A 19,287-nucleotide genomic window follows, 5' to 3' on the forward strand; every position below is an offset into this window, starting at 1 on the left:
GACCTTTTGATATGGAAATCGAAGTGTGTGAATGTTGTGACACCCTGTTTCAAGAAAACATCAATCCTGCCCGGACATTGTCAGTTCGCTTAAGCCGGGGAGGTCGGTGAAGCTGCGTTCGCGGACGATTTGGCAGAAGTTGTCGAGATAGCTTTTGTCTGCGTCTTCGGTACGCGTGGCGGCGTAGAGTTCGCTTTGCAGGCCGTTGGCAGTGATTTGACGGTGGACGACGTAGCCTTTTTCGAGATAGGGCATCACGGTCCAGTAGGGCAGGGCGGCGATGCCGCGTTTGCTGGCGACGAGTTGGATGATGGCGATGGTTAGTTCGCTGCGGCGGCGCGGCGGGTTGATGCCTTTGGGTAACAATATTTTTTTGGGCAGATCGAGCATTTCGTCGGGAACGGGATAGGTGATGAGGGTTTCGCCGATGAAGTCTTCTGCCTCCCAAACGGTTTTGGCGGCAAGCGGGTGGTCTTGGGCGCAGATGCCGACCATTTCGTAGGCAAACAGGGGGCGGAAGCTGATGCCGTTTTGCTTTTCGGCTTCGGATACGATGGCGAGATCGGCGCGGTGTTGCAGCAGGAGTCCGACGGGGTCTGCCTGAAAGCCGGAAACGATGTCCAATTCGACTTGCGGCCACATGGGGCGGAATTCGCCCATCGCGGGCATGAGCCAGTCGAAACAGGTGTGGCATTCGACTGCCAGCCGCAATTCGCCTGCTTCGCCTTCGATGATGCGGACGAGGTCGCGCTCGGCGGCGGAAACTTGCGGGAGGAGTTCGCGTGCGAGCCGCAACAGGCGTTCGCCGGCGGGCGTGAAGCGCAAGGGTGTGGATTTGCGCTCGAACAGGGGCGTGTCGTAATAGTTTTCAAGCGCGCGGATTTGGTGCGAAAGGGCGGATTGGGTCAAAAAGACGCGCTTGGCGGCAAGGGATACGCTGCCGGTTTCTTCGAGTGCTAGCAGGGTTTTGAGATGGCGCAGTTCGATGATGGAATCCATTGGTTTTTACGCTTTCAGACGACCTTTTGAAACGGGCAATATTAAAATATTTCATGCCGGGGTGTAAATGCGGGCGCGTGTTGAACGGCGTAGGGATTGGGATGCGTCATGGTTTGCGGTTAGAATGTGCGTCCGATTTTGTATGAATGCGGTGAATTGACTTGAAACAGGGATGGCGTTGTTCCGTCTTGTCCCGTGAAATTCAATCCGCTATGTGTTGAAAGGAATGATATGGCGAAACGCAACGATATTTTGGCGTGGTGCGACGAGGTGTTGCAGGTCGGAATGTTCAAGGACTATGCGCCCAATGGTTTGCAGGTCGAGGGCAGGGCGGAAGTCGGCAAAATTGCGACATCGGTGACGGCAAGCAAAGCGGCGGTTGATTTCGCTGCAGAGCAGGGCGCGGATATGCTTTTGGTGCACCACGGGATGTTTTGGAAAAGCGAGCCGGTAACGATTACGGGTTGGAAAAAAGCGCGCATCGAAACATTATTGCAACACCAAATCAATATGGCGGGCTACCACCTGCCGCTGGATGCGCACCCTGTCTTGGGCAATAACGCGCAGCTTGCCGATAAGTTGGGTTGGGAAGTCGAAAGGCAGTTCGGAGAACAGAACCTGTTGAATATAGGTCGTCTGAAAACGCCGCAGACTTTGGCTGAATGGTTGCAACACATTGCTGCAACGCTGGGGCGGCAACCCGTAGCCGTCGGCGATATGTCGCGCGAAATCAAACGCATCGCATGGTGTACCGGCGGTGCGCAGGGATTTTTTCAGACGACCATAGACGAAGGTGTCGATGCTTATCTGACCGGAGAAATCTCGGAAGCGCAGTTTCACCTTGCCAATGAAACAGGCGTTGCCTTTGTCAGCGCGGGACACCATGCGACGGAACGTTACGGCATCCGCGCCCTGGGCGAAGCCGTAGCCCGGCATTTCGAGTTGGAAATCTGTCATTTCGACGAAGATAATCCCGCCTAAGCCTTGATAATCGTCATGAAAATTTACCTTAATTTAAATAATGCTTTGAGTATCACGGCAAACTAGGTAGAATTACATCGTTTAATGGCTCGGTATTCCCAAAATTTTAGGACGACTGAATAATGGATAATCAAGAAATCAATAGCGGTCGCCGCCGCTTTCTGACGCTGGCTACATGCGGCGCGGGCGGTGTGGCGGCTTTGGGCGTAGCTACGCCTTTCGTGGCAAGCTTTTTTCCGTCGGAAAAAGCCAAGGCCGCAGGTGCTGCCGTCGAAATCGATGTCAGTAAAATCGAATCCGGACAAATGTTGACTGCCGAATGGCAAGGTAAGCCGATTTGGGTGGTTAACCGCACAGATCAGCAGCTCAAAGACCTGAAAAGTTTGAACGGCGCGGTTGCTGACCCTAATTCGGATGCGGATCAACAGCCCGAATATGCTAAAAACGAGACCCGTTCGATTAAGCCGAACATCCTTGTAGCCATCGGTATCTGTACCCATTTGGGCTGCTCGCCGACCTACCGTCCTGACGTTGCCCCTGCCGATTTGGGTGCAGACTGGAAAGGCGGTTTCTTCTGTCCGTGCCACGGTTCGAAATTCGACATGGCAGGCCGCGTGTATAAAGGTGTTCCTGCACCGACCAACCTGGTTGTTCCGCCCTACAAATATCTGAGCGATACGACAGTCTTGGTAGGCGAAGACTAAAAATAAGGAACGATAATTATGGCAAACCAAACCAATAACAAAGCAAAAGCATTGTTAGACTGGACGGACGCTCGTTTCCCTCTGTCTAAAATGTGGAATGAGCATTTGGCTCAATACTACGCGCCGAAGAACTTCAACTTCTGGTACTACTTCGGTTCTTTGGCTCTGCTCGTCCTCGTAATTCAAATCGTCAGCGGTATCTTCCTGACCATGAACTACAAACCGGACGGCAACCTGAATGCCTATCACCTGCCTGCTGCCTTTACCGCAGTAGAGTACATCATGCGCGACGTGTCCGGCGGCTGGATTATCCGCTACATGCACTCTACCGGCGCATCTTTCTTCTTCATCGTCGTATACCTGCATATGTTCCGCGGCTTGATTTACGGTTCGTACAAAAAACCGCGCGAATTGGTGTGGATTTTCGGTTCCCTGATTTTCCTAGCATTGATGGCCGAAGCCTTTATGGGCTACCTGCTGCCTTGGGGTCAAATGTCCTTCTGGGGCGCGCAGGTGATTATTAACCTGTTCTCCGCCATCCCTGTTATCGGTCCTGATTTATCCACTTGGATTCGCGGCGACTTCAACGTTTCCGACGTTACCCTGAACCGCTTCTTCGCACTGCACGTTATTGCCGTACCGCTGGTGTTGCTCGGTTTAGTCGTGGCACACATCATCGCCTTGCACGAAGTGGGTTCGAACAACCCTGACGGCGTGGAAATCAAGAAACTCAAAGATGAAAACGGCGTTCCGCTCGACGGCATTCCTTTCCATCCGTACTACACCGTCAAAGACATCTTGGGCGTTGTCGTATTCCTGATTGTTTTCTGCTCCGTATTGTTCTTCGCACCCGAAGGCGGCGGCTACTTCCTTGAAGCCCCGAACTTTGACGCGGCAAACGCGCTGAAAACACCGCCGCACATTGCACCGGTATGGTACTTTACCCCGTTCTACGCTATTTTGCGTGCGATTCCTTCATTCCTCGGTACTCAGGTTTGGGGGGTAATCGGTATGGGGGCAGCAGTTGTCCTGATTGCCCTGTTGCCTTGGTTGGATAAAGGTGAAGTGAAATCCGTCCGCTATCGCGGCCCAATCTTCAAAACTGCGTTGGTTCTGTTCATCATTGCCTTTATCGGTTTGGGTATTTTGGGTGCGATGGTAGCAACCGAGACCCGTACTTTGGTTGCGCGTATCCTGTCCTTCGTCTATTTTGCATTCTTCCTGGGTATGCCGTTCTATACCAAACTGGATACAAACAAACCGGTTCCGGAACGCGTAACCATGAGCACCACTAAACAAAAAATCATGTTCTTTGTTTATGTCGGTATTACCGCAGTGGGTGCTTACCTGTTTGCAACCAATATCTGATGAGGGCAGCGAAAATGAAACATACCCTGAAAAACTGGTTTGCTGCCTTGTTATTGGCAGTGCCTATGAGTGCCGCCGTCGCCAGCGGTGGCGGACACTATGAAAAAGTCGAGATTGACCTGCGCGACCAAGTCAGCTTGCAGCGCGGTGCTCAAATTTTTACCAACTACTGCTTATCCTGCCACTCGGCAAGCGGTATGCGCTTCAACCGTCTGAAAGACATCGGTTTGACTGACGAAGAAATCAAGAAAAACCTGATGTTTACGACAGACAACGTCGGTGATGTCATGTTGGCGGCGATGAATCCTAAAGATGCTGCCAAATGGTTTGGTGCGGCTCCTCCGGACCTGACACTGATTGCCCGTTCTAAAGGCGCGGATTATCTGTATGCCTATATGCGCGGCTTCTATAAAGACCCGACCCGTCCTAGCGGCTGGAACAACGTCGTATTCGACAAAGTCGGCATGCCTCACCCCTTGTGGGAGCAACAAGGCGTTCAAGCAGTTGAGCTGGATGCCAAAGGTCAGCCGGTCATGGTGAAAGACGAACATGGCGAATTGAAACCCAAGCTCTATTGGGAATCTACCGGCGCGCACAGCCGTCGTTTGCCAAACGGCAAAGTCGTCCAAACAGAGTACGATGCTTATGTACGCGATTTGGTGAACTATTTGGTTTACATGGGTGAACCGGCGCAACTCCAGCGCAAACGTACAGGCTATATCGTGTTGATGTTCTTGTTTGCAGTAATGCTGCCTCTGGCATACTTCCTGAAAAAAGAATATTGGAAAGACGTTCATTAAGTCTTGTAATAAAAAGGGCAAACCTAATCGGGTTTGCCTTTTTTATAGTGGATTAACTTTAAACCAGTACGGCGTTGCCTCGCCTTAGCTCAAAGAGAACGATTCTCTAAGGTGCTGAAGCACCAAGTGAATCGGTTCCGTACTATCTGTACTGTCTGCGGCTTCGTCCCCTTGTCCTGATTTAAAGTTAATCCACTATGTTACACATCTGGTTTCAGACGACCTTTTTTGAAATGGAAAGTGTTTTGTAGAGAGTGTGTTCTGTGCTCGTTTGATTGAAGATAAAGATGGTTTCATCGCTTTATTGGGTGGATGCTAATCCGGCATGGTGGTTTTGTTATTAAGGGAAATCGGGGAATAGGGGTGTTAAAAACAACCTTCCCGAATCCTTATATTGTAGCGGCTAAGGGTATTTATACAGAAAAGAGTGAAGGTTTCAGACGACCCCTTATCCTTGAGCGAATGGAGAGTCTCCGGCTTTGTGTCTAACTATTCTCCAATCAGGAAGGTTAGGGCAGATTTGAGTGTCTAGGAAGTCGAATTTATAAAAAATGCGGTTCATCTGCACTATGAAGAAAAGAGGAATTACTGAAAATGAGTGTATTGGATGTATTTAGGCTGTGTCTGATTTGTATGTAAAAGGTCGTCTGAAAAGTAGGAATGCTTTTCAGACGACCTTTTTACTGCCGGTATTATTGTGCTTTAGTTTCGGTCACAAAGCCGATTTTGGTAATACCTGCTTCGCGGGCAGCTTCGAGGGCTTTGTTGACATATTCGTATTCAACGGCCTTGTCTGCTGAAATGGCAACGATGGTATTGGCGTTTTTCTGCTTTTCAGTTTTCAGTCGGGAAGTAACCGTATTAATATCCGCTTTGGTTGCAGAATCACCATCGATGTAATAGTTGCCATTAACATCTATGGTCAGGCGTAGAGGGTCTTTAGGCTGCTTTTCCTTCTGCTTCGCTGCATTTTCTGAAGCGGACGGCAGTTCCAAAGGAATCGAGTGGGTCAGTACGGGCATGGTGATCATGAAAACGATCAACAGTACCAGCATCACGTCGACCAAAGGCGTGACGTTGATGTCTGACATCGGTGCATCATCGCCGGAATTCATAGAGCCGAATGCCATAATTTAGTCCTTTTGATTCAACAGGCGGACGTGTAAATCGTGTGCGAAAGCGTCCATATCTTGAGAGAGGGTTTTCTTGCCGCGGTTGAGGAAGTTATACGCCAAGACAGCAGGGATGGCGACAAACAAACCGATGGCGGTTGATACCAAGGCTTCACCAATCGGGCCGGCTACTGCGGCAATACTCATTTGACCGCTTTGACCGATATTGATCAAGGCGTGGTAAATCCCCCAGACCGTACCGAACAAGCCGATAAACGGGGCAGTTGAACCGATGGATGCCAAAGCAGTCATGCCGTAATCAAACTGGCGCATGTTTTGTTCCATGCTGTTTCGGATTTGAATGACGAGGTATTCGTTCAAAGGCAGCTCGGTAGTCAGTGTTTTCGCGTTGCTTTGACGATAGCTTTGGTAGGCACGCAGGGATTCGTCCGCTACGCGGCTCATGGGCGCATCAATATCTTTCACTTTTTGCACGGCTTCGGTAAGCGTAAAGGCATTAAGCATTTGCGTTTTAACGAGTGCGTTGGCGGTTTTGGCTTTTTTCAGTTTGATGGAGCGCAGGATAATCAGACACCAGGTCACGATACTCATTACTAACATCAACACGAATACACTGATCAGAACAAAATCGCCTGATTCGAATATTGTTTTTAAATCCATAATTTTTCCAAATTTTCCAAGTAAATTAAAACTTTTGTCGATAAAGGTGTTGCGCTCGATTACTCAAGAGTAAAAGAGACCGGGACTCGGAATTCAGTCCAGACAGAGGCATTGCAAGCACCATTTTTAACTGCTTTACGGGCAGCTTGGTCAAGAGCATTGGAGCCACTGCGTTTTAAAATTTTAACTTCAGCAACTTTTCCTCCTGGGCCAACCAAGACACTCAGCATAACTGTACCTGTATCTCCGTTTTCTGCCGCTATAGGCGGATATGGCGGTTTAGGAATATGGCAAGTGCCGCCTTTAACGGGATTGGCTCTACTACTACCCGGTCCGGCTCCAGGGCCATTTCCACCGCCGGAACCTCCTCCACTGCCACTACCTGAACCATGTTCGCCTTTGTTGCCACCACTGCCGGGGCCGCTGCCTTCACCTTGTCCGTTACCAGGACCTTTGTTGCCTCCGCCGTTTCCTTTGCTGTCGCCATGAGGAGCTTTACCTTGTCCGTTGCCTTTACCGTTTTCCGCAGTATTCGGACCAGTTTTGCTGCTGGTATAGTCTGAGGCTTTAGGTGCAGGTTTAGGTTCTGCTTTGGGTTGGGGTTTAGGCTCTGGGCGTGGCTCTGGTTTGGGCTCTGGCTTAGGTTCCGGTTTGGGTTCGGGTTTAGGCTCAGGTTTTGGTTTCTCAACCGGCTTGGGCTTCTCTTTCGGTTGCTGAATATCGGCATCCGCTTTTTTTGTTATTACCGGCTTGAACTGTGGTTTGGGTTGTTCGACCGGTTTGGGTTTCGGTTGAGGCTTGGGCTTTTGCGGTTCGGGCGTTTTTTCCGGAGCGGCAGGCGCACCTTCGCCTTCGGGGGTGCCGTCTCCACCTCCGTCGCCACCACCCAAATCCGCCAAATCGACAAACTCAATATTTGCCATTTCCGGTATAAGCGGTTTGTATGTTTCCCACAAAAGCGCAATCAAACCCGCGTGAAGCAATGATACGGTAATGACGGCTACTGGGATTAAAATTCGGTCTTTATTCATAATCGACGCATGATAATAGCAACAATTTTTGTTTGCAACCTATTTTTACATCTGTTTTTTGAGTTAATATTTATTCTGAAATAATCTAAAATATTAATATGTACAATGCAATGTTTTGATATTGCTATTCATTATCACAATAAAACAAAAGAAAAAGAGGAAGCGACGCCTCAGTCAACTGCATTAGTAGTTGTTCATCTGGAAAAGTTCACAAATTTACAATAAAAGTGGTTTGGATAAAACGATGGCGATGGCGTGCCTTAGAGGAGAAAAAGCTGCAAAAATATTATTTTATTGATTGGTTTGTGTTCTTAGATTGATTCCCGCTATTGCAGGTCGGTAGTTGGTGTGGCTTGAATAGCGGGATGAACCCGTACACTTTCCCAAAAAGGTCGTCTGAAAATAGAAAATTTGATGCTTGTGAAATGTTGTGGTTGTAAGAATGATCAGATGTTTCCTATTTTGGGATTGTGCGGGTTTTCAGTTAAGTCTCTTAAAACATATCGGCAGGGTAGGTAGCTTATGCTGATTTATCGTCTGTTTTTTCGACAACGATTTCGATTTTGGGTTCATATAGTAAATCGTAGGTCGGTTTATTGAGTAGATCCTGCAAAGTAAACCCGTCCAAATGCGCAAAGAAAGCCTTAATCGCTCCGCCCAAAATGCCGGTCAGGCGGCAAGACGGCGTAATCAGGCATTCGTTGTTCTCTCCCATGCATTCGACAACCTGCATGGGTTCAAGATGGCGAACGACCGCTCCGACATTGATTTTATCAGGTGTGTCGGCAAGACGCAGTCCGCCCCCTTTCCCTCTTATGCTGGTCAGGAATCCGCCTTTGACAAGCGCGGTAACGACTTTCATCAAATGACTTTTGGAAATGTTATAGGCTTCGGCAATGGTTCCGATATTGACTAACGAATCGTCGTTTATGGCCGCATAAATCAATACCCGCAGACCATAATCCGTATGTTGCGTCAGATACATGGTTTTCTCTGTTCAGAATATATTATTTTTTTAGGGCGGCGGCAGTGTTTCCAGTGGGAAATTGTCGCCGTTATGTGTTTGACTTTATATATGATTAAGTTTCATAATATCTGAAACATTTAAATTAATCCAGTGTAGTTTGATAATTTATTATCATTATAATCAAATATTATGAAGCCGTTAAAACGCCACCCAGCACTTATCGAACTTTCCCGCGAACACCATCACGCTCTTTCACTCTGCGTCCGCCTCCTGCGTGCGCCCGCTGAAAGCCATCAAACAGAGCTTGAAGCCCATTTCCTTGAATTGGAACCGCATTTTGTCGAAGAAGAAACCATGTTCGCCCCGCATTGGCAGAATATTCCCGTTGCGATGCGCGAACGTTTCGAAGCCGAACACGCCAAACTGCGCAGTATGATGGCAAATCCTGAATATCTTAACGAAGCATGGAATAAGGACTTTGCCGTTACCCTACGCGACCATGCCCGTTTTGAAGAACGCGAACTGTTTCCCGTAGTCGAGCCGTTTTTACCGGAACCCGAAGGAATCTGATAAAAAAGGTCGTCTGAAAAGTCCAAAAGCACGATTTTAGTGTTTTCAGACGACCCTCCTGTCTATTCAAACCTAAAACAAACCATTCAAAAAACAAACCAAGGAACTACCATGACCGCCTTTTTCAAACACCCTGTTTGGGCAATGGCATTCCGCCCGTTTTACTCGCTGGCGGCACTATACGGCGCACTCTCCATCCTGCTTTGGGGCTTCGGCTATACGGGTACGCCCGAGTTGTCCAATTTTTATTGGCACGCCCATGAGATGATCTGGGGCTATGCCGGACTCGTCGTCATTGCCTTTCTGTTGACTGCCGTTGCCACTTGGACGGGGCAGCCGCCCACGCGCGGCGGCGTTTTGGCAGGATTGACCGCTTTTTGGTTGGCGGCAAGGATTGCCGTTTTCATTCCGGGCTGGGGTGCAACCGCCAGCGGCATACTCGGTACGCTGTTTTTTTGGTACGGCGCAGTTTGCATGGCATTGCCTGTCATCCGTTCCAAAAACAAACGCAATTACGTCGCCGTATTCGCCATCGTCGTCCTGGGTTGCACGCATGCCGCATTCCACTTCCAACTGCATGCCGGAAACGCATCTGCACTGCTCAGCGGGCTGCAGTCCGGTCTGATTATGGTCTCAGGCTTTATTGGCCTTATCGGTATGCGGATTATTTCCTTCTTTACCTCCAAACGCCTGAATGTTCCGCAAATCCCCAGCCCTATGTGGGTCGCTCACGCGTCCCTCTGGTTGCCCATGCTGACTGCCATGCTGATGGCGCACCATGCCCTGCCTTGGCTTTCATCTGCTTTTGCCTTTGCAGCGGGCGTGATTTTTACCGTACAGGTTTACCGCTGGTGGTATAAAGCCGTTCTGAAAGAACCGATGCTGTGGATTTTGTTCGCAGGCTATTTGTTCACAGGTTTGGGATTGATTGCCATCGGTGCTTCCTACTTCCACAGCTCTTTCCTTAATCTTGGCGTACATCTCATCGGCGTCGGCGGTATCGGCGTCCTGACATTAGGCATGATGGCGCGCACTGCGCTCGGACATACCGGCAACTCCATCTATCCGCCGCCTAAATCCGTACCCGTCGCCTTTTGGCTGATGATAGCCGCCACTGTCATCCGCGTCATTGCAACCTTCGTCAGCGGCACCGGTTATACCCACAGCATCCGCACTTCCGCAGTCTTGTTTGCCCTGTCCTTGCTGCTTTACGCATGGAAATACATCCCTTGGCTCATCCGTCCGCGTGCGGATGGCAAACCGGGTTAATTAAACCAAGATAGTAAACGAAAGGTCGTCTGAAACTTGTTTTAAGGTTTCAGACGACCTTTTTATATGGGAATCCGCTTTAAACCGGTACGGTGTGGTTTTACCGAAGTCCGTATCGTTTCAGTGCGTGTTATTGCTCGATACCGTTTTCACGCAATAGCTGGTGAATTTGCTGTTGGGCTTTATCTTCTTTCAGCAGCTGGGTGAGTTGATCGCGAATCAGATCAAATGGCGGTGCTTGAGGATCTTTTTGTACTTCGCTGATTTTAAACAGGAAGAACTTGTTTTCAATTTCAACAGGATTGCGAGTTACCTCTCCCCGATTCATTGGACCCAAGATGCCTGCAAGCGGTTGGCGCAGCTGCCTTGCCATGACGAAATCTTCAAATGCAGGTTGCTGATTCGGATATCGTTTCGTCAATTCTTCAAATGATAAGCCTTTCAAGAGCAATTCTTGTGCTGCTCGTGCTTCTTCGGGCGTGTCGAAGCTAACCTGCTGAATCTTGATCATACGGGTTTGCTGATCGTAAAACTTCAATAATTCAGCATTGCTGATTTCGGCAGTGCGCTTCAGATAGTCGGCATATTGCGCCGCGTAAAATTCCGCTTCCATAGTGAGGAATTGGTTACGGACCTCGGGGTCTTTATCCAATCCGGCTTTGAGTGCGGCATTTTTGAGAATTTCTATGCTTTGCAAGTGTTTGACGACTTCTTGGCGGACCACTTTGCCATCAGGCTGCTGTTTTGAGTCAGGATGCTGTTCGGCTTGCTTGAGAATGCGGGCAACTTCGCCGTCTATACGCGCTGGGTCAATATCAGGCGCTTTGGCGACGGCGAATCCGGCAACAGCCGTCGCCATGATGACTGCGGCGGCAGTTTGGTGTTTCATTATAAAAACTCCGTGAACAGTTATTTAATTGTGGCTTTTTGCAACAGAGATTGTAGTGCTTCATCGACGCGGGAGGCTTGCAGGTCTTGGGCTATACTGCTTTTGGATTCGTCATAAGACGGAAGCTTTACATCCCGACGGTCGTTGACATAGAAGACGGCATATACGTCGCTGTCTTGCAGAGGCGTTGTAGTGTGCGCGCCTTTTTTCAAATCTTTAACTGCGGCATAGAGCGGGGGAACAGCCTCCTGCAAATCTTTTAAGGGAACATAACCTTGCTGGATGCCGCCCGCTTGTTTGGCGCGTTCATCTATTGAATATTGCTTCAGGACGGAGGCAAAGCTTTTCTTGGCATTTAAATCAGAAATGGCTTTTTGGGCATCCGCTTGGGTGCGGGTAATAATTTCGCCCAGTTGTACTTCTTGAGTGCCTTTGTAGAAGTTGCTGAAATTATCGTAAGCGGTTTTGACGTCTTTTTCTTGGACAGGATTTTGACGGAGGACGTGAATCGCATAAGCTTGTCCAAGTAAATCGCTTTCAAATGCCGCCCATTCGGTTTTGAAATGTGCTTTTTTATCGGCACCTTGTTTTTTGGCATCCGTACGGGCATGTTCCAAAGCTTGTTTGAATTCGGCGCTTTGGTCGAGTTTCAGGCGTTTGGCTTCTTGTGATACGACGGTATTGATGACTTGGCGCTCAGTCAGTTCTCTGCGCAGCTCGGGAGAGTCGGGAATTTTGTTGTTTGCTGCACGCAGCGCGGCAACTTGGGCATCAATGACGCTGCTGTCGATGGTTTGTCCATTAACTGTAACTAAGGTTTGGGCAGAAAGGCTGCCGGAAACCAGAGCAGTCATCAGCATAGAGATGAGATGTTTTTTCTTCATGATTTTCTCTTGTTATGTTCAGTATGTCTGTAATTAGTGGAAGTATTCGTCCGGAGTGGCCGCTTTGATGCTCAATGCGTGAATCAGCCCTTCGGAAAACAGATCGTGAAGTAAGGTTTTAATGGTGCGTTGGCGGTTAAGACGGCTGACGCCGCCGAAAGCTTCGCTGACGACTACGACCGTATAATGCCCGCCTCCTTTGTTTCCCGAGTGGCCCACATGCAGATGGCTGTCATCCTGAAAGTCAAAAAAAACAGGATTCAGCGTTTTCAGACGACCTTCAATAGCTTCACGCATATCCATTATTTGAATACGGCTTTGAACGGTTTGATCAATACCTCTTCATAGACGCCCGCATCGACGTAAGGGTCTTTTTCCGCCCATTCTTGAGCAGCATCCAAAGATTCAAATTGAGCCACAATCAGACTGCCGGACACGCGCTCCGGATTGTCGGGAAGAGGGTTGGGGCCGGCAGTCAGAAGACGTCCTTCAGCCTTCAAAGCTTCCAAGCGTTGCAGATGAGCAGGGCGTGCCGCCATGCGCGCTTCGTGAACATCGTCGGCATCAGTAGCCAGTAGCATGTAATATTCCATCAACTATCCTTCTTGGGTAAATACCGGCTCAAATAGGAAAATTGAGCGATAAAGAAAACAAACAAAAAGCCGGTAGAGCCAAACATTTTGTAATTTACCCATTGTTCTTTGAAGTGGGTAAACACAAACCAGTTGGCAATACCTAAAAATATCATGAATGCGACCCAGGCATAAGTCAGTTTGCTCCAAACATGTTCAGGCAGCTCCAACTCTTTACCCATAGTCGCTTTTAGTCCGTTTTTTCCACTTAAATGGCTGATCAGTAAAACCAATGCGCCAATCCAGAACAAAACGGTCGGTTTCCACATGATAAAACGGTCATCACGGAGTAGAATGGTTGCGCCGCCGAATACGACAATCAGGATCAGGCCGACCCATTGCATCGTATCGAGTTTTTTGTATTTCCAGTAAGTAAAACCAGCCTGCAAAATGCCGAATACGACGGCAACTGCAGTGGCAGTAATCATGTTTTTCGTTATCGTGTAAGTCAGGAAAAACAAAATGACTGCTAATAAATCGCTTAAAACTTTCATAATCAAACAAACAAAAAAGATGAAACCAATCGGTCAAACGCTAATCATACAGGCAGCCTTACCTTTTTGCACCACCTTGAACTGAAATTGCCGATGCAGGCGGGCGATAATCTAAAAAAGGGGTTTAAAAAATGCTGTTGGGATGATAAACTATGTTATCAGTAAGATTTGTAAAAAAGAAACACAGAAATTACAAACCTGTTAATTTCTCGTTTGTTTCATCACTTAATTCATCGGATTACTTGGCAGACTGCGACTTTAGAAGATATCATAACGTAATATATCGTAATATACGGTTAAGCATGTAGCAGTTCTAGCAGGGTTGTCATTTTACACAGGGGACAAGTTTTGAAAAACCATCATAAAATCAAATTAATCGCGGCATCTGTGGCCTTGGCAGTGTCGTTTGGTGCGAGTGCCGGGCTTGGCGGGTTGAACGTCCAATCCCACCTGGGCGAGCCGTTTTCAGGCAGTATCACCGTAACCGGTGACGAGGCTCAAGCGCTGTTGAAAGGCGGAAAAGCAACTGTTTCCAATAGCAATTTGCGTACCAGTGTTCATAAGTCAGGCGACAAAGCAGTCGTGACCATCCGCTCAAACAAAGCGATTAAAGATCCTGTGTTGATTTTCCAAGTCGGCGCAGGTTCGCAATCACGCGAATACACAGCCATCATTGATCCTGCGGGCTATTCCGGCAAAACGGATGGTTCAAGCCGCGCACGCAGTGAATCTGCATCTAATTCCAATTCTTCGGCTGACAACAATTCATACCATTCTCAATTTGATCGCCAAGCCGCGCGCGACCGCATCAATCGTGCGATACAAAACGGAAATCAAAGCGAAGCCGGTCGCAAGGAGGATACAAAAAAAGATAAAAACAATACCAATAAAGCAGCGCAGGCTCAGCCATCAAGACAACAGCAACAACCTGCTGCCCGTGCTAATGGCACTGAGATTCGTTATGGCAAGCAGCATCTGGTTCGTCAGGGTGAGACTCTGACTGAAATTGCCACCAAAATCCGCCCGCAAGGTATGACTGTCGAACAAACCATACAGGCATTGGTTAAGGCGAACCCCGGTGTTTTCATCGGTAAAGATGCAGACCGTATGCTTGCAGGTAAAGTCTTGTACATCCCGATGCATAGCGATATGAAATCGACGGCGTCCAAACCTGCCCAAGTCAAACCTCCGGTTCAGGAAAGCAATAAGCCTCAAACTCAAGGCTCGTCTGAAAAAGCGGGTAACACAACAGTTCCTACAGCAGCACCTAAAGAGACCCCGGTAGAAAACACCAAAGTAGAAAATAAAAAAGAGGATAAAAAAGCTGAGCTGACACAAGAAGCCAAGCCCGAAAACAAACCCGCGGTAACGGCGGCGAGCGCTCCGGAACAAAATAAAGCTGAAACAGGCGCAGCATCTGCAGAGCAAGTGAAAGTTCTGCCTGAACCAGATGCATCGTCTGCAGCAGTAAACGCGGAACCTCAAGAAATTTCTCAGGCACAAGCTGACGTAGAAGCGCGTATTGCCTCGGCAGTTGCCACAGAAAAACAACAACAAGAGGAAGCAGTTTCAGAAGACAGCGGTTTATGGCGCTGGTTGTTGATTGGTGGCGCAGCTTTTGCAGGTTTGTTCCTGCTGTTGTTCTTGTTGGGCAAACGTAAGAAATCCGCTGTCGCGCCTACGTCTGTTGTTGGTGCAATAAATGAGGATGAACAGGATGAAGACGATCTCGATATCAGTATCGAAGACGATGTATTTCCTGCCGCTGCTGCACCACAACTGCAGCCACAACCACAAGCAGTAGTTCCGAAAACTGTCGTAGAAGCTCCTAAACCTGAAGAAGACGGTTTGGAAATTGAAGATGATTTCGATGATGAAGTATTCTTTAATGAGCCGACTCCGGTTGCCGAAACTGCACAAGAAAACGTCGATCTGGATCTGAACGAACTGGACAATACTCAAGCCAGCATCGTGTCTAGCGCCGTAACCATCGACGAAGAAACCGAAAAACGCCGTGATATCGATTGGGATACTGTCGAATCTACCGAAAGCGTATATGAGCCTGAGCCGGAAAATCCATATCAACATGTTGCTGTTGTAATGGAAGACAGAGCTGCTGAAGTAGAAGCAGTAGAAAAAGAGGTTGCTCATGAGGAAGAGGCCCCATACGTTTCCTCTTTTGTAGCACCATCTGTTTCAGACGACCTGTCAGAAGCTCAACCACAAGCACCGGAAGAAGAGCCAATTCCTTTCGAAGTAGAGGTGGAAGAGCCTAAATCAGAAACAATTGATGCAGAAGCAGAAGAAGTAGAAGCCAAATCTGAAGAATCGGAAGAGGGTTGGGATTTCTTCGCGGAAGAGCCAAAAGCGGCTAAAGCTATTGAGCCTTTCCCTGAATTAGGCGCACAAGAAGAAACGTCGTCTGAAGTTGAAGTCGCAGACATACAAGAAGAAGTGTTGGCTGAAGTTGAAACAGCAGACAAACAGGCAGATAGCTCTGAGGAAGCGCTGGACTTCGTTATTGAAAAAACAGAGCAGCCACAGCCTGAAGCCGATGTTCAGCCGTTTGAGATTAAACAAGACGAACCTTTATCATTCCAAGATGGTGAAGATTTCAGTATTGAAAACACTCAAGAAGCCAGCGCTGACGAAACTATCGAATGGGAAAATCTGGGTGTTGAAGATACTGCCGACAACAGTAATGAACATTCCGGTTTTGACTCAGGCTTCATCTCCGAGTCCGTCGGTATGACAGCTCCGCTGGAAGCTAAATATGACCTAGCTAAAATGTATGTTGAAATCGGCGATCCCGATGCTGCCCGCGAGACATTGACTGAATTGCTGGAAGACGCAAGCGGTGAGATCCGTAATAAAGCCCAAGCATTGATGAACGAATTGAATGCCTAATATTGGCAAGTAAATCGAAATTGAACAATGCTAAAATAAAAGATGCCGTGAAAACGGCATCTTTTATTATTTTCAGACGACATATGACTGCATACACCGAATCATTATCCATAAAAACCATACAAAGATGGGCATTAACCCTGTCTTATGACGGCAGCCAATTTTACGGTTGGCAAAAACAAGCCGACGGTTTACCCACTGTTCAGACGACCTTGGAATGCGCACTCAGTCAGATTGCGGGTGAAACCATCCGTACTATTGTTGCCGGACGAACCGACACAGGCGTACACGCGACTGCACAAGTCGTCCATTTTGATACCGCAGTGGTCCGTCCCGAGCAGGCGTGGGTGCGGGGCGTCAATGCTTATCTTCCTGAAGGTGTGGCTGTATTGTTCGCGCAGCAGGTTGCCCCACATTTTCACGCCCGCTTTGACGCATACGGTAGAAGATATCGTTACCTTTTGGAATCATCTCCCGTCCGCTCCCCGATATTGCAAGGCAGAGTAGGGTGGACGCACCTCAAACTCGATCCTGAAAAAATGCAACAGGCAGCTCTATTATTAGAAGGCGAACATGATTTCTCCAGCTTTCGTGCTGCCGAATGCCAAGCAAAATCGCCCATTAAAACCTTATACAGCGCAAAAATCAGCGGTACGCCGCAATTCCTCAAATTAGACCTGCACGGCAATGCCTTTCTACATCATATGGTGCGTAATATCATGGGTGCATTGGTTTATGTTGGTAGCGGCAGGCTTAGCGTTTCCGGATTTCAGGACTTAATCGAAGAGCGCAGTCGATTAAAAGCCCCCCCGACTTTTATGCCTGATGGGCTGTATCTGACCGGAGTGGATTATCCGTCCGAGTTCGGTATCATTCGTCCCGAAATGCCAATATGGCTGTGAGGTCGTTTGAAATCTAAGTGCGTGCTTATGGAGAATCTTTCTTTGCCAAAGTCTGTTGCGGGTAATGCCCGCACTGCATCAATAAGGTCACAGTCTGCCCGAATAGATATTTCTATCAACCTTTCCAGAAATTTGGTTTGCGGGAATTGTATGTGCCAATGGCAAAAGGTCGTCTGAAATCAATACAAAGATTTTCAGACGACCTTTTCTTTTGAGGAAACTACGGGACAGGTCATGTCGGTGTTACACCGACGAAACCGCAAATTCAAAGGGCAGGATTTATGTTTCTACATTGAGGGAGGGAATATACCTAATGTTCATGACCGGCTAATCCCACATAAATTGCATGCTATAAGAAAGTACACACCTGCACCCGTTTATTCATTCATCCGGCTGATTTAGCTAAAAAACAACAGCCAATCGCCTAAAACGACCGTTTAGGAAATTGTGTTGTAAAAATGCAAACAACGGGTAAGTTGATATTACATTATGATTTATAAGGAAAATATTGCGAATGCCTTGTTGTGATGCGGGTGCTGTGAGGTCAGGTGGTCAGTAGGGGTAGTGAATAAAGTTTGTTTTTTTAGAGAGGAACAATTATAGTGAGAGTCATGGAATCGCTGATTCCAGCGATAATGTAAAGCCTAAGCGGATTCTATCCGAGTCTGCTTAAGTTATTTCTTCACGATAGAAAAGGAATACAGCAATGAAAAAATCTCTGATTGCTCTGACTTTGGCAGCTTTGCCTGTTGCAGCTATGGCTGACGTGACTCTGTACGGTCAAGTTAAAGCCGGTGTTGAAGTTTCTCGTACTAAAGAAACTGTTAATCACGTAAGCACCAAAAACAAAACTGCAACTGAAATTGCTGACTTTGGTTCCCGTATCGGTTTCAAAGGTCACGAACACCTGAGCAACAACCTGAATGCTATCTGGCAAGTAGAGCAAAATACTTCTGTTGCCGGTACTGACAAAGGTTGGGGTACTCGTGAATCCTTCATCGGTTTGGAAGGCGGCTTCGGTAAAGTTCGCGCTGGTAAATTGAACACTGCTCTGAAAGACAACAGCGACAGCGTAGATCCTTGGGAATCTAGCGACGCGAATGCATCAGTTTTGCAATTCGGTAAACTGAAACGTGTTGACGAGCGTAAAGTATCTGTACGTTACGACTCTCCAGTATTTGCTGGTTTCAGCGCAAGCGCTCAATACCAACCACGCGACAATGCTAACCCTGAGGACAAACATGTTCATGACGTGAAAACCCGTCACTCTTTCGACCTGGGTCTGAACTATGAAAACTCCGGTTTCTTTGGTCGCTACGCTGGTACTTTCGCAAAACGTAAATCTTTGGATACAGAACATCTGGAACTGTTCAACAGCAACACCACTTTGGGTTCTGGCGTTTACAAAGACTACCAAGTACACCGTCTGGTAGGTGGTTACGATGCTAACAACGTACTGGTTTCTGTTGCCGGTCAATACGAAGGCTTTAAAGCTGACGTAGCTGACGCTAAGAAAAACGAACGTACTGAAGTTGCTGTAACTGGCGGCTACCGTATGGGTAACGTAATGCCTCGTCTGTCTTACGCTCACGGCTTCAAAGCTAAAGAAAACGGCGTGAAACAAGGTAACAGCCAATACAACCAAGTGATTGTTGGTGCTGACTACGACTTCTCTAAACGTACTTCTGCTCTTGTTTCTGCCGGCTGGTTGAAAGAAGGCAAAGGTGGCGACAAAACTCAATCTACCGCTGGTCTGGTTGGTCTGCGTCACAAATTCTAATCTAGTACGATTAGTTTAAATAAAGAGCCTGCTTTATGCAGGCTCTTTTGTTTTTTGAATGATGTGTGTTTGGTTGGATGTGTATCGGTTTTGTATTATCTGTACGGTCTGTGGCTTCGCAGCCTTGTCTTGATTTGAATTTACCCCGCTATTGCTTGCATAGACTATAACGATGGAAGATTGCCGTAGATTGTATAGTGGATTAACTTTAAACCAGTACGGCGTTGCCTCGCCTTAGCTCAAAGAGAACGATTCTCTAAGGTGCTGAAGCACCAAGTGAATCGGTTCCGTACTATCTGTACTGTCTGCGGCTTCGT

Annotated in this window: 19 protein-coding genes; 9 read left to right on the top strand and 10 right to left on the bottom strand. The window is 47.9% G+C overall.

Annotated features, from left to right (window positions below):
* Positions 1-60: 60 nt before the first annotated feature.
* Positions 61-999 carry a LysR family transcriptional regulator gene (locus tag AAG834_RS05080; protein ID WP_342031460.1) on the bottom strand — a complete coding sequence of 313 codons (939 nt, stop codon included), beginning with the start codon at positions 997-999 and terminating at the stop codon, positions 61-63.
* A 231-nt stretch (positions 1,000-1,230) separates the two neighbouring features.
* On the opposite strand from AAG834_RS05080, the gene AAG834_RS05085 reads away from it, so the two are divergent.
* From AAG834_RS05085 to AAG834_RS05100, 4 genes are all read left to right on the top strand, one after another.
* Positions 1,231-1,980, top strand: a complete 750-nt coding sequence (locus tag AAG834_RS05085) for a Nif3-like dinuclear metal center hexameric protein (protein ID WP_342031461.1) — start codon at positions 1,231-1,233, stop codon at positions 1,978-1,980.
* A gap of 122 nt (positions 1,981-2,102) precedes the next feature.
* Positions 2,103-2,684, top strand: a complete 582-nt coding sequence (gene petA / locus AAG834_RS05090) for a ubiquinol-cytochrome c reductase iron-sulfur subunit (protein WP_003761390.1) — start codon at positions 2,103-2,105, stop codon at positions 2,682-2,684.
* Between the two features lie 18 nt (positions 2,685-2,702).
* The gene (locus tag AAG834_RS05095; RefSeq protein WP_342031462.1) at positions 2,703-4,052 is read left to right on the top strand and encodes a cytochrome b; all 1,350 of its coding nucleotides are present in this window, start codon (positions 2,703-2,705) and stop codon (positions 4,050-4,052) included.
* A gap of 14 nt (positions 4,053-4,066) precedes the next feature.
* Positions 4,067-4,852: a cytochrome c1 gene (locus AAG834_RS05100; protein WP_210399678.1), complete on the top strand. Its 786-nt coding sequence runs from the start codon at positions 4,067-4,069 to the stop codon at positions 4,850-4,852.
* A gap of 692 nt (positions 4,853-5,544) precedes the next feature.
* Here AAG834_RS05100 and AAG834_RS05105 read toward each other — a convergent pair.
* The 4 genes from AAG834_RS05105 to AAG834_RS05120 all read right to left on the bottom strand — a co-directional run bounded on the left by AAG834_RS05105 (position 5,545) and on the right by AAG834_RS05120 (position 8,661).
* On the bottom strand, positions 5,545-5,982 hold the full coding sequence (locus AAG834_RS05105) for an ExbD/TolR family protein (RefSeq protein ID WP_003759376.1): 438 nt from the start codon (positions 5,980-5,982) through the stop codon (positions 5,545-5,547).
* 3 nt (positions 5,983-5,985) lie between these two features.
* On the bottom strand, positions 5,986-6,645 hold the full coding sequence (locus AAG834_RS05110) for a MotA/TolQ/ExbB proton channel family protein (protein WP_003759374.1): 660 nt from the start codon (positions 6,643-6,645) through the stop codon (positions 5,986-5,988).
* 59 nt (positions 6,646-6,704) lie between these two features.
* Positions 6,705-7,676: an energy transducer TonB gene (locus AAG834_RS05115; protein ID WP_342031463.1), complete on the bottom strand. Its 972-nt coding sequence runs from the start codon at positions 7,674-7,676 to the stop codon at positions 6,705-6,707.
* A 520-nt stretch (positions 7,677-8,196) separates the two neighbouring features.
* Positions 8,197-8,661, bottom strand: a complete 465-nt coding sequence (locus AAG834_RS05120; RefSeq protein WP_003759367.1) for an Rrf2 family transcriptional regulator — start codon at positions 8,659-8,661, stop codon at positions 8,197-8,199.
* Between the two features lie 171 nt (positions 8,662-8,832).
* On the opposite strand from AAG834_RS05120, the gene AAG834_RS05125 reads away from it, so the two are divergent.
* Positions 8,833-9,213, top strand: coding sequence for a hemerythrin domain-containing protein (locus AAG834_RS05125; protein WP_009310946.1), 381 nt, complete (start codon positions 8,833-8,835; stop codon positions 9,211-9,213).
* Between the two features lie 111 nt (positions 9,214-9,324).
* Positions 9,325-10,482: an NnrS family protein gene (locus AAG834_RS05130; RefSeq protein ID WP_342031464.1), complete on the top strand. Its 1,158-nt coding sequence runs from the start codon at positions 9,325-9,327 to the stop codon at positions 10,480-10,482.
* Positions 10,483-10,612: 130 nt separating this feature from the next.
* On the opposite strand, the gene AAG834_RS05135 is transcribed toward AAG834_RS05130, so the two are convergent.
* The 5 genes from AAG834_RS05135 to AAG834_RS05155 are packed head-to-tail and all read right to left on the bottom strand — an operon-like array spanning position 10,613 to position 13,381.
* On the bottom strand, positions 10,613-11,371 hold the full coding sequence (locus AAG834_RS05135) for a peptidylprolyl isomerase (protein WP_342031465.1): 759 nt from the start codon (positions 11,369-11,371) through the stop codon (positions 10,613-10,615).
* A 20-nt stretch (positions 11,372-11,391) separates the two neighbouring features.
* Positions 11,392-12,255: a peptidylprolyl isomerase gene (locus tag AAG834_RS05140; protein WP_342031466.1), complete on the bottom strand. Its 864-nt coding sequence runs from the start codon at positions 12,253-12,255 to the stop codon at positions 11,392-11,394.
* Between the two features lie 33 nt (positions 12,256-12,288).
* The gene (locus AAG834_RS05145; protein ID WP_342031467.1) at positions 12,289-12,558 is read right to left on the bottom strand and encodes a BolA family protein; all 270 of its coding nucleotides are present in this window, start codon (positions 12,556-12,558) and stop codon (positions 12,289-12,291) included.
* Complete coding sequence (locus AAG834_RS05150) at positions 12,558-12,848, bottom strand: YciI family protein (RefSeq protein WP_049230581.1); 291 nt, start codon at positions 12,846-12,848, stop codon at positions 12,558-12,560. Before AAG834_RS05150 ends, AAG834_RS05145 begins: the two co-directional genes overlap by 1 nt.
* Positions 12,848-13,381 (bottom strand): septation protein A, encoded by a 534-nt coding sequence (locus AAG834_RS05155; RefSeq protein ID WP_342031468.1) that lies wholly within the window; start codon positions 13,379-13,381, stop codon positions 12,848-12,850. Before AAG834_RS05155 ends, AAG834_RS05150 begins: the two co-directional genes overlap by 1 nt.
* Positions 13,382-13,729: 348 nt before the next feature.
* Between AAG834_RS05155 and AAG834_RS05160 the strand changes: the two genes are divergently transcribed.
* The 3 genes from AAG834_RS05160 (at position 13,730) to porB (ending at position 18,970) form a co-directional block, all read left to right on the top strand.
* Complete coding sequence (locus AAG834_RS05160) at positions 13,730-16,288, top strand: FimV/HubP family polar landmark protein (RefSeq protein WP_342031469.1); 2,559 nt, start codon at positions 13,730-13,732, stop codon at positions 16,286-16,288.
* Positions 16,289-16,371: 83 nt separating this feature from the next.
* The gene (gene truA / locus AAG834_RS05165; RefSeq protein ID WP_070602344.1) at positions 16,372-17,190 is read left to right on the top strand and encodes a tRNA pseudouridine(38-40) synthase TruA; all 819 of its coding nucleotides are present in this window, start codon (positions 16,372-16,374) and stop codon (positions 17,188-17,190) included.
* Positions 17,191-17,896: 706 nt separating this feature from the next.
* Complete coding sequence (gene porB, locus AAG834_RS05170; protein WP_070602345.1) at positions 17,897-18,970, top strand: trimeric porin PorB; 1,074 nt, start codon at positions 17,897-17,899, stop codon at positions 18,968-18,970.
* Positions 18,971-19,287: the final 317 nt, after the last annotated feature.

It is taken from the genome of Neisseria sp. Marseille-Q2251, assembly GCF_940793045.1.
Taxonomy (GTDB): Bacteria; Pseudomonadota; Gammaproteobacteria; order Burkholderiales; family Neisseriaceae; genus Neisseria.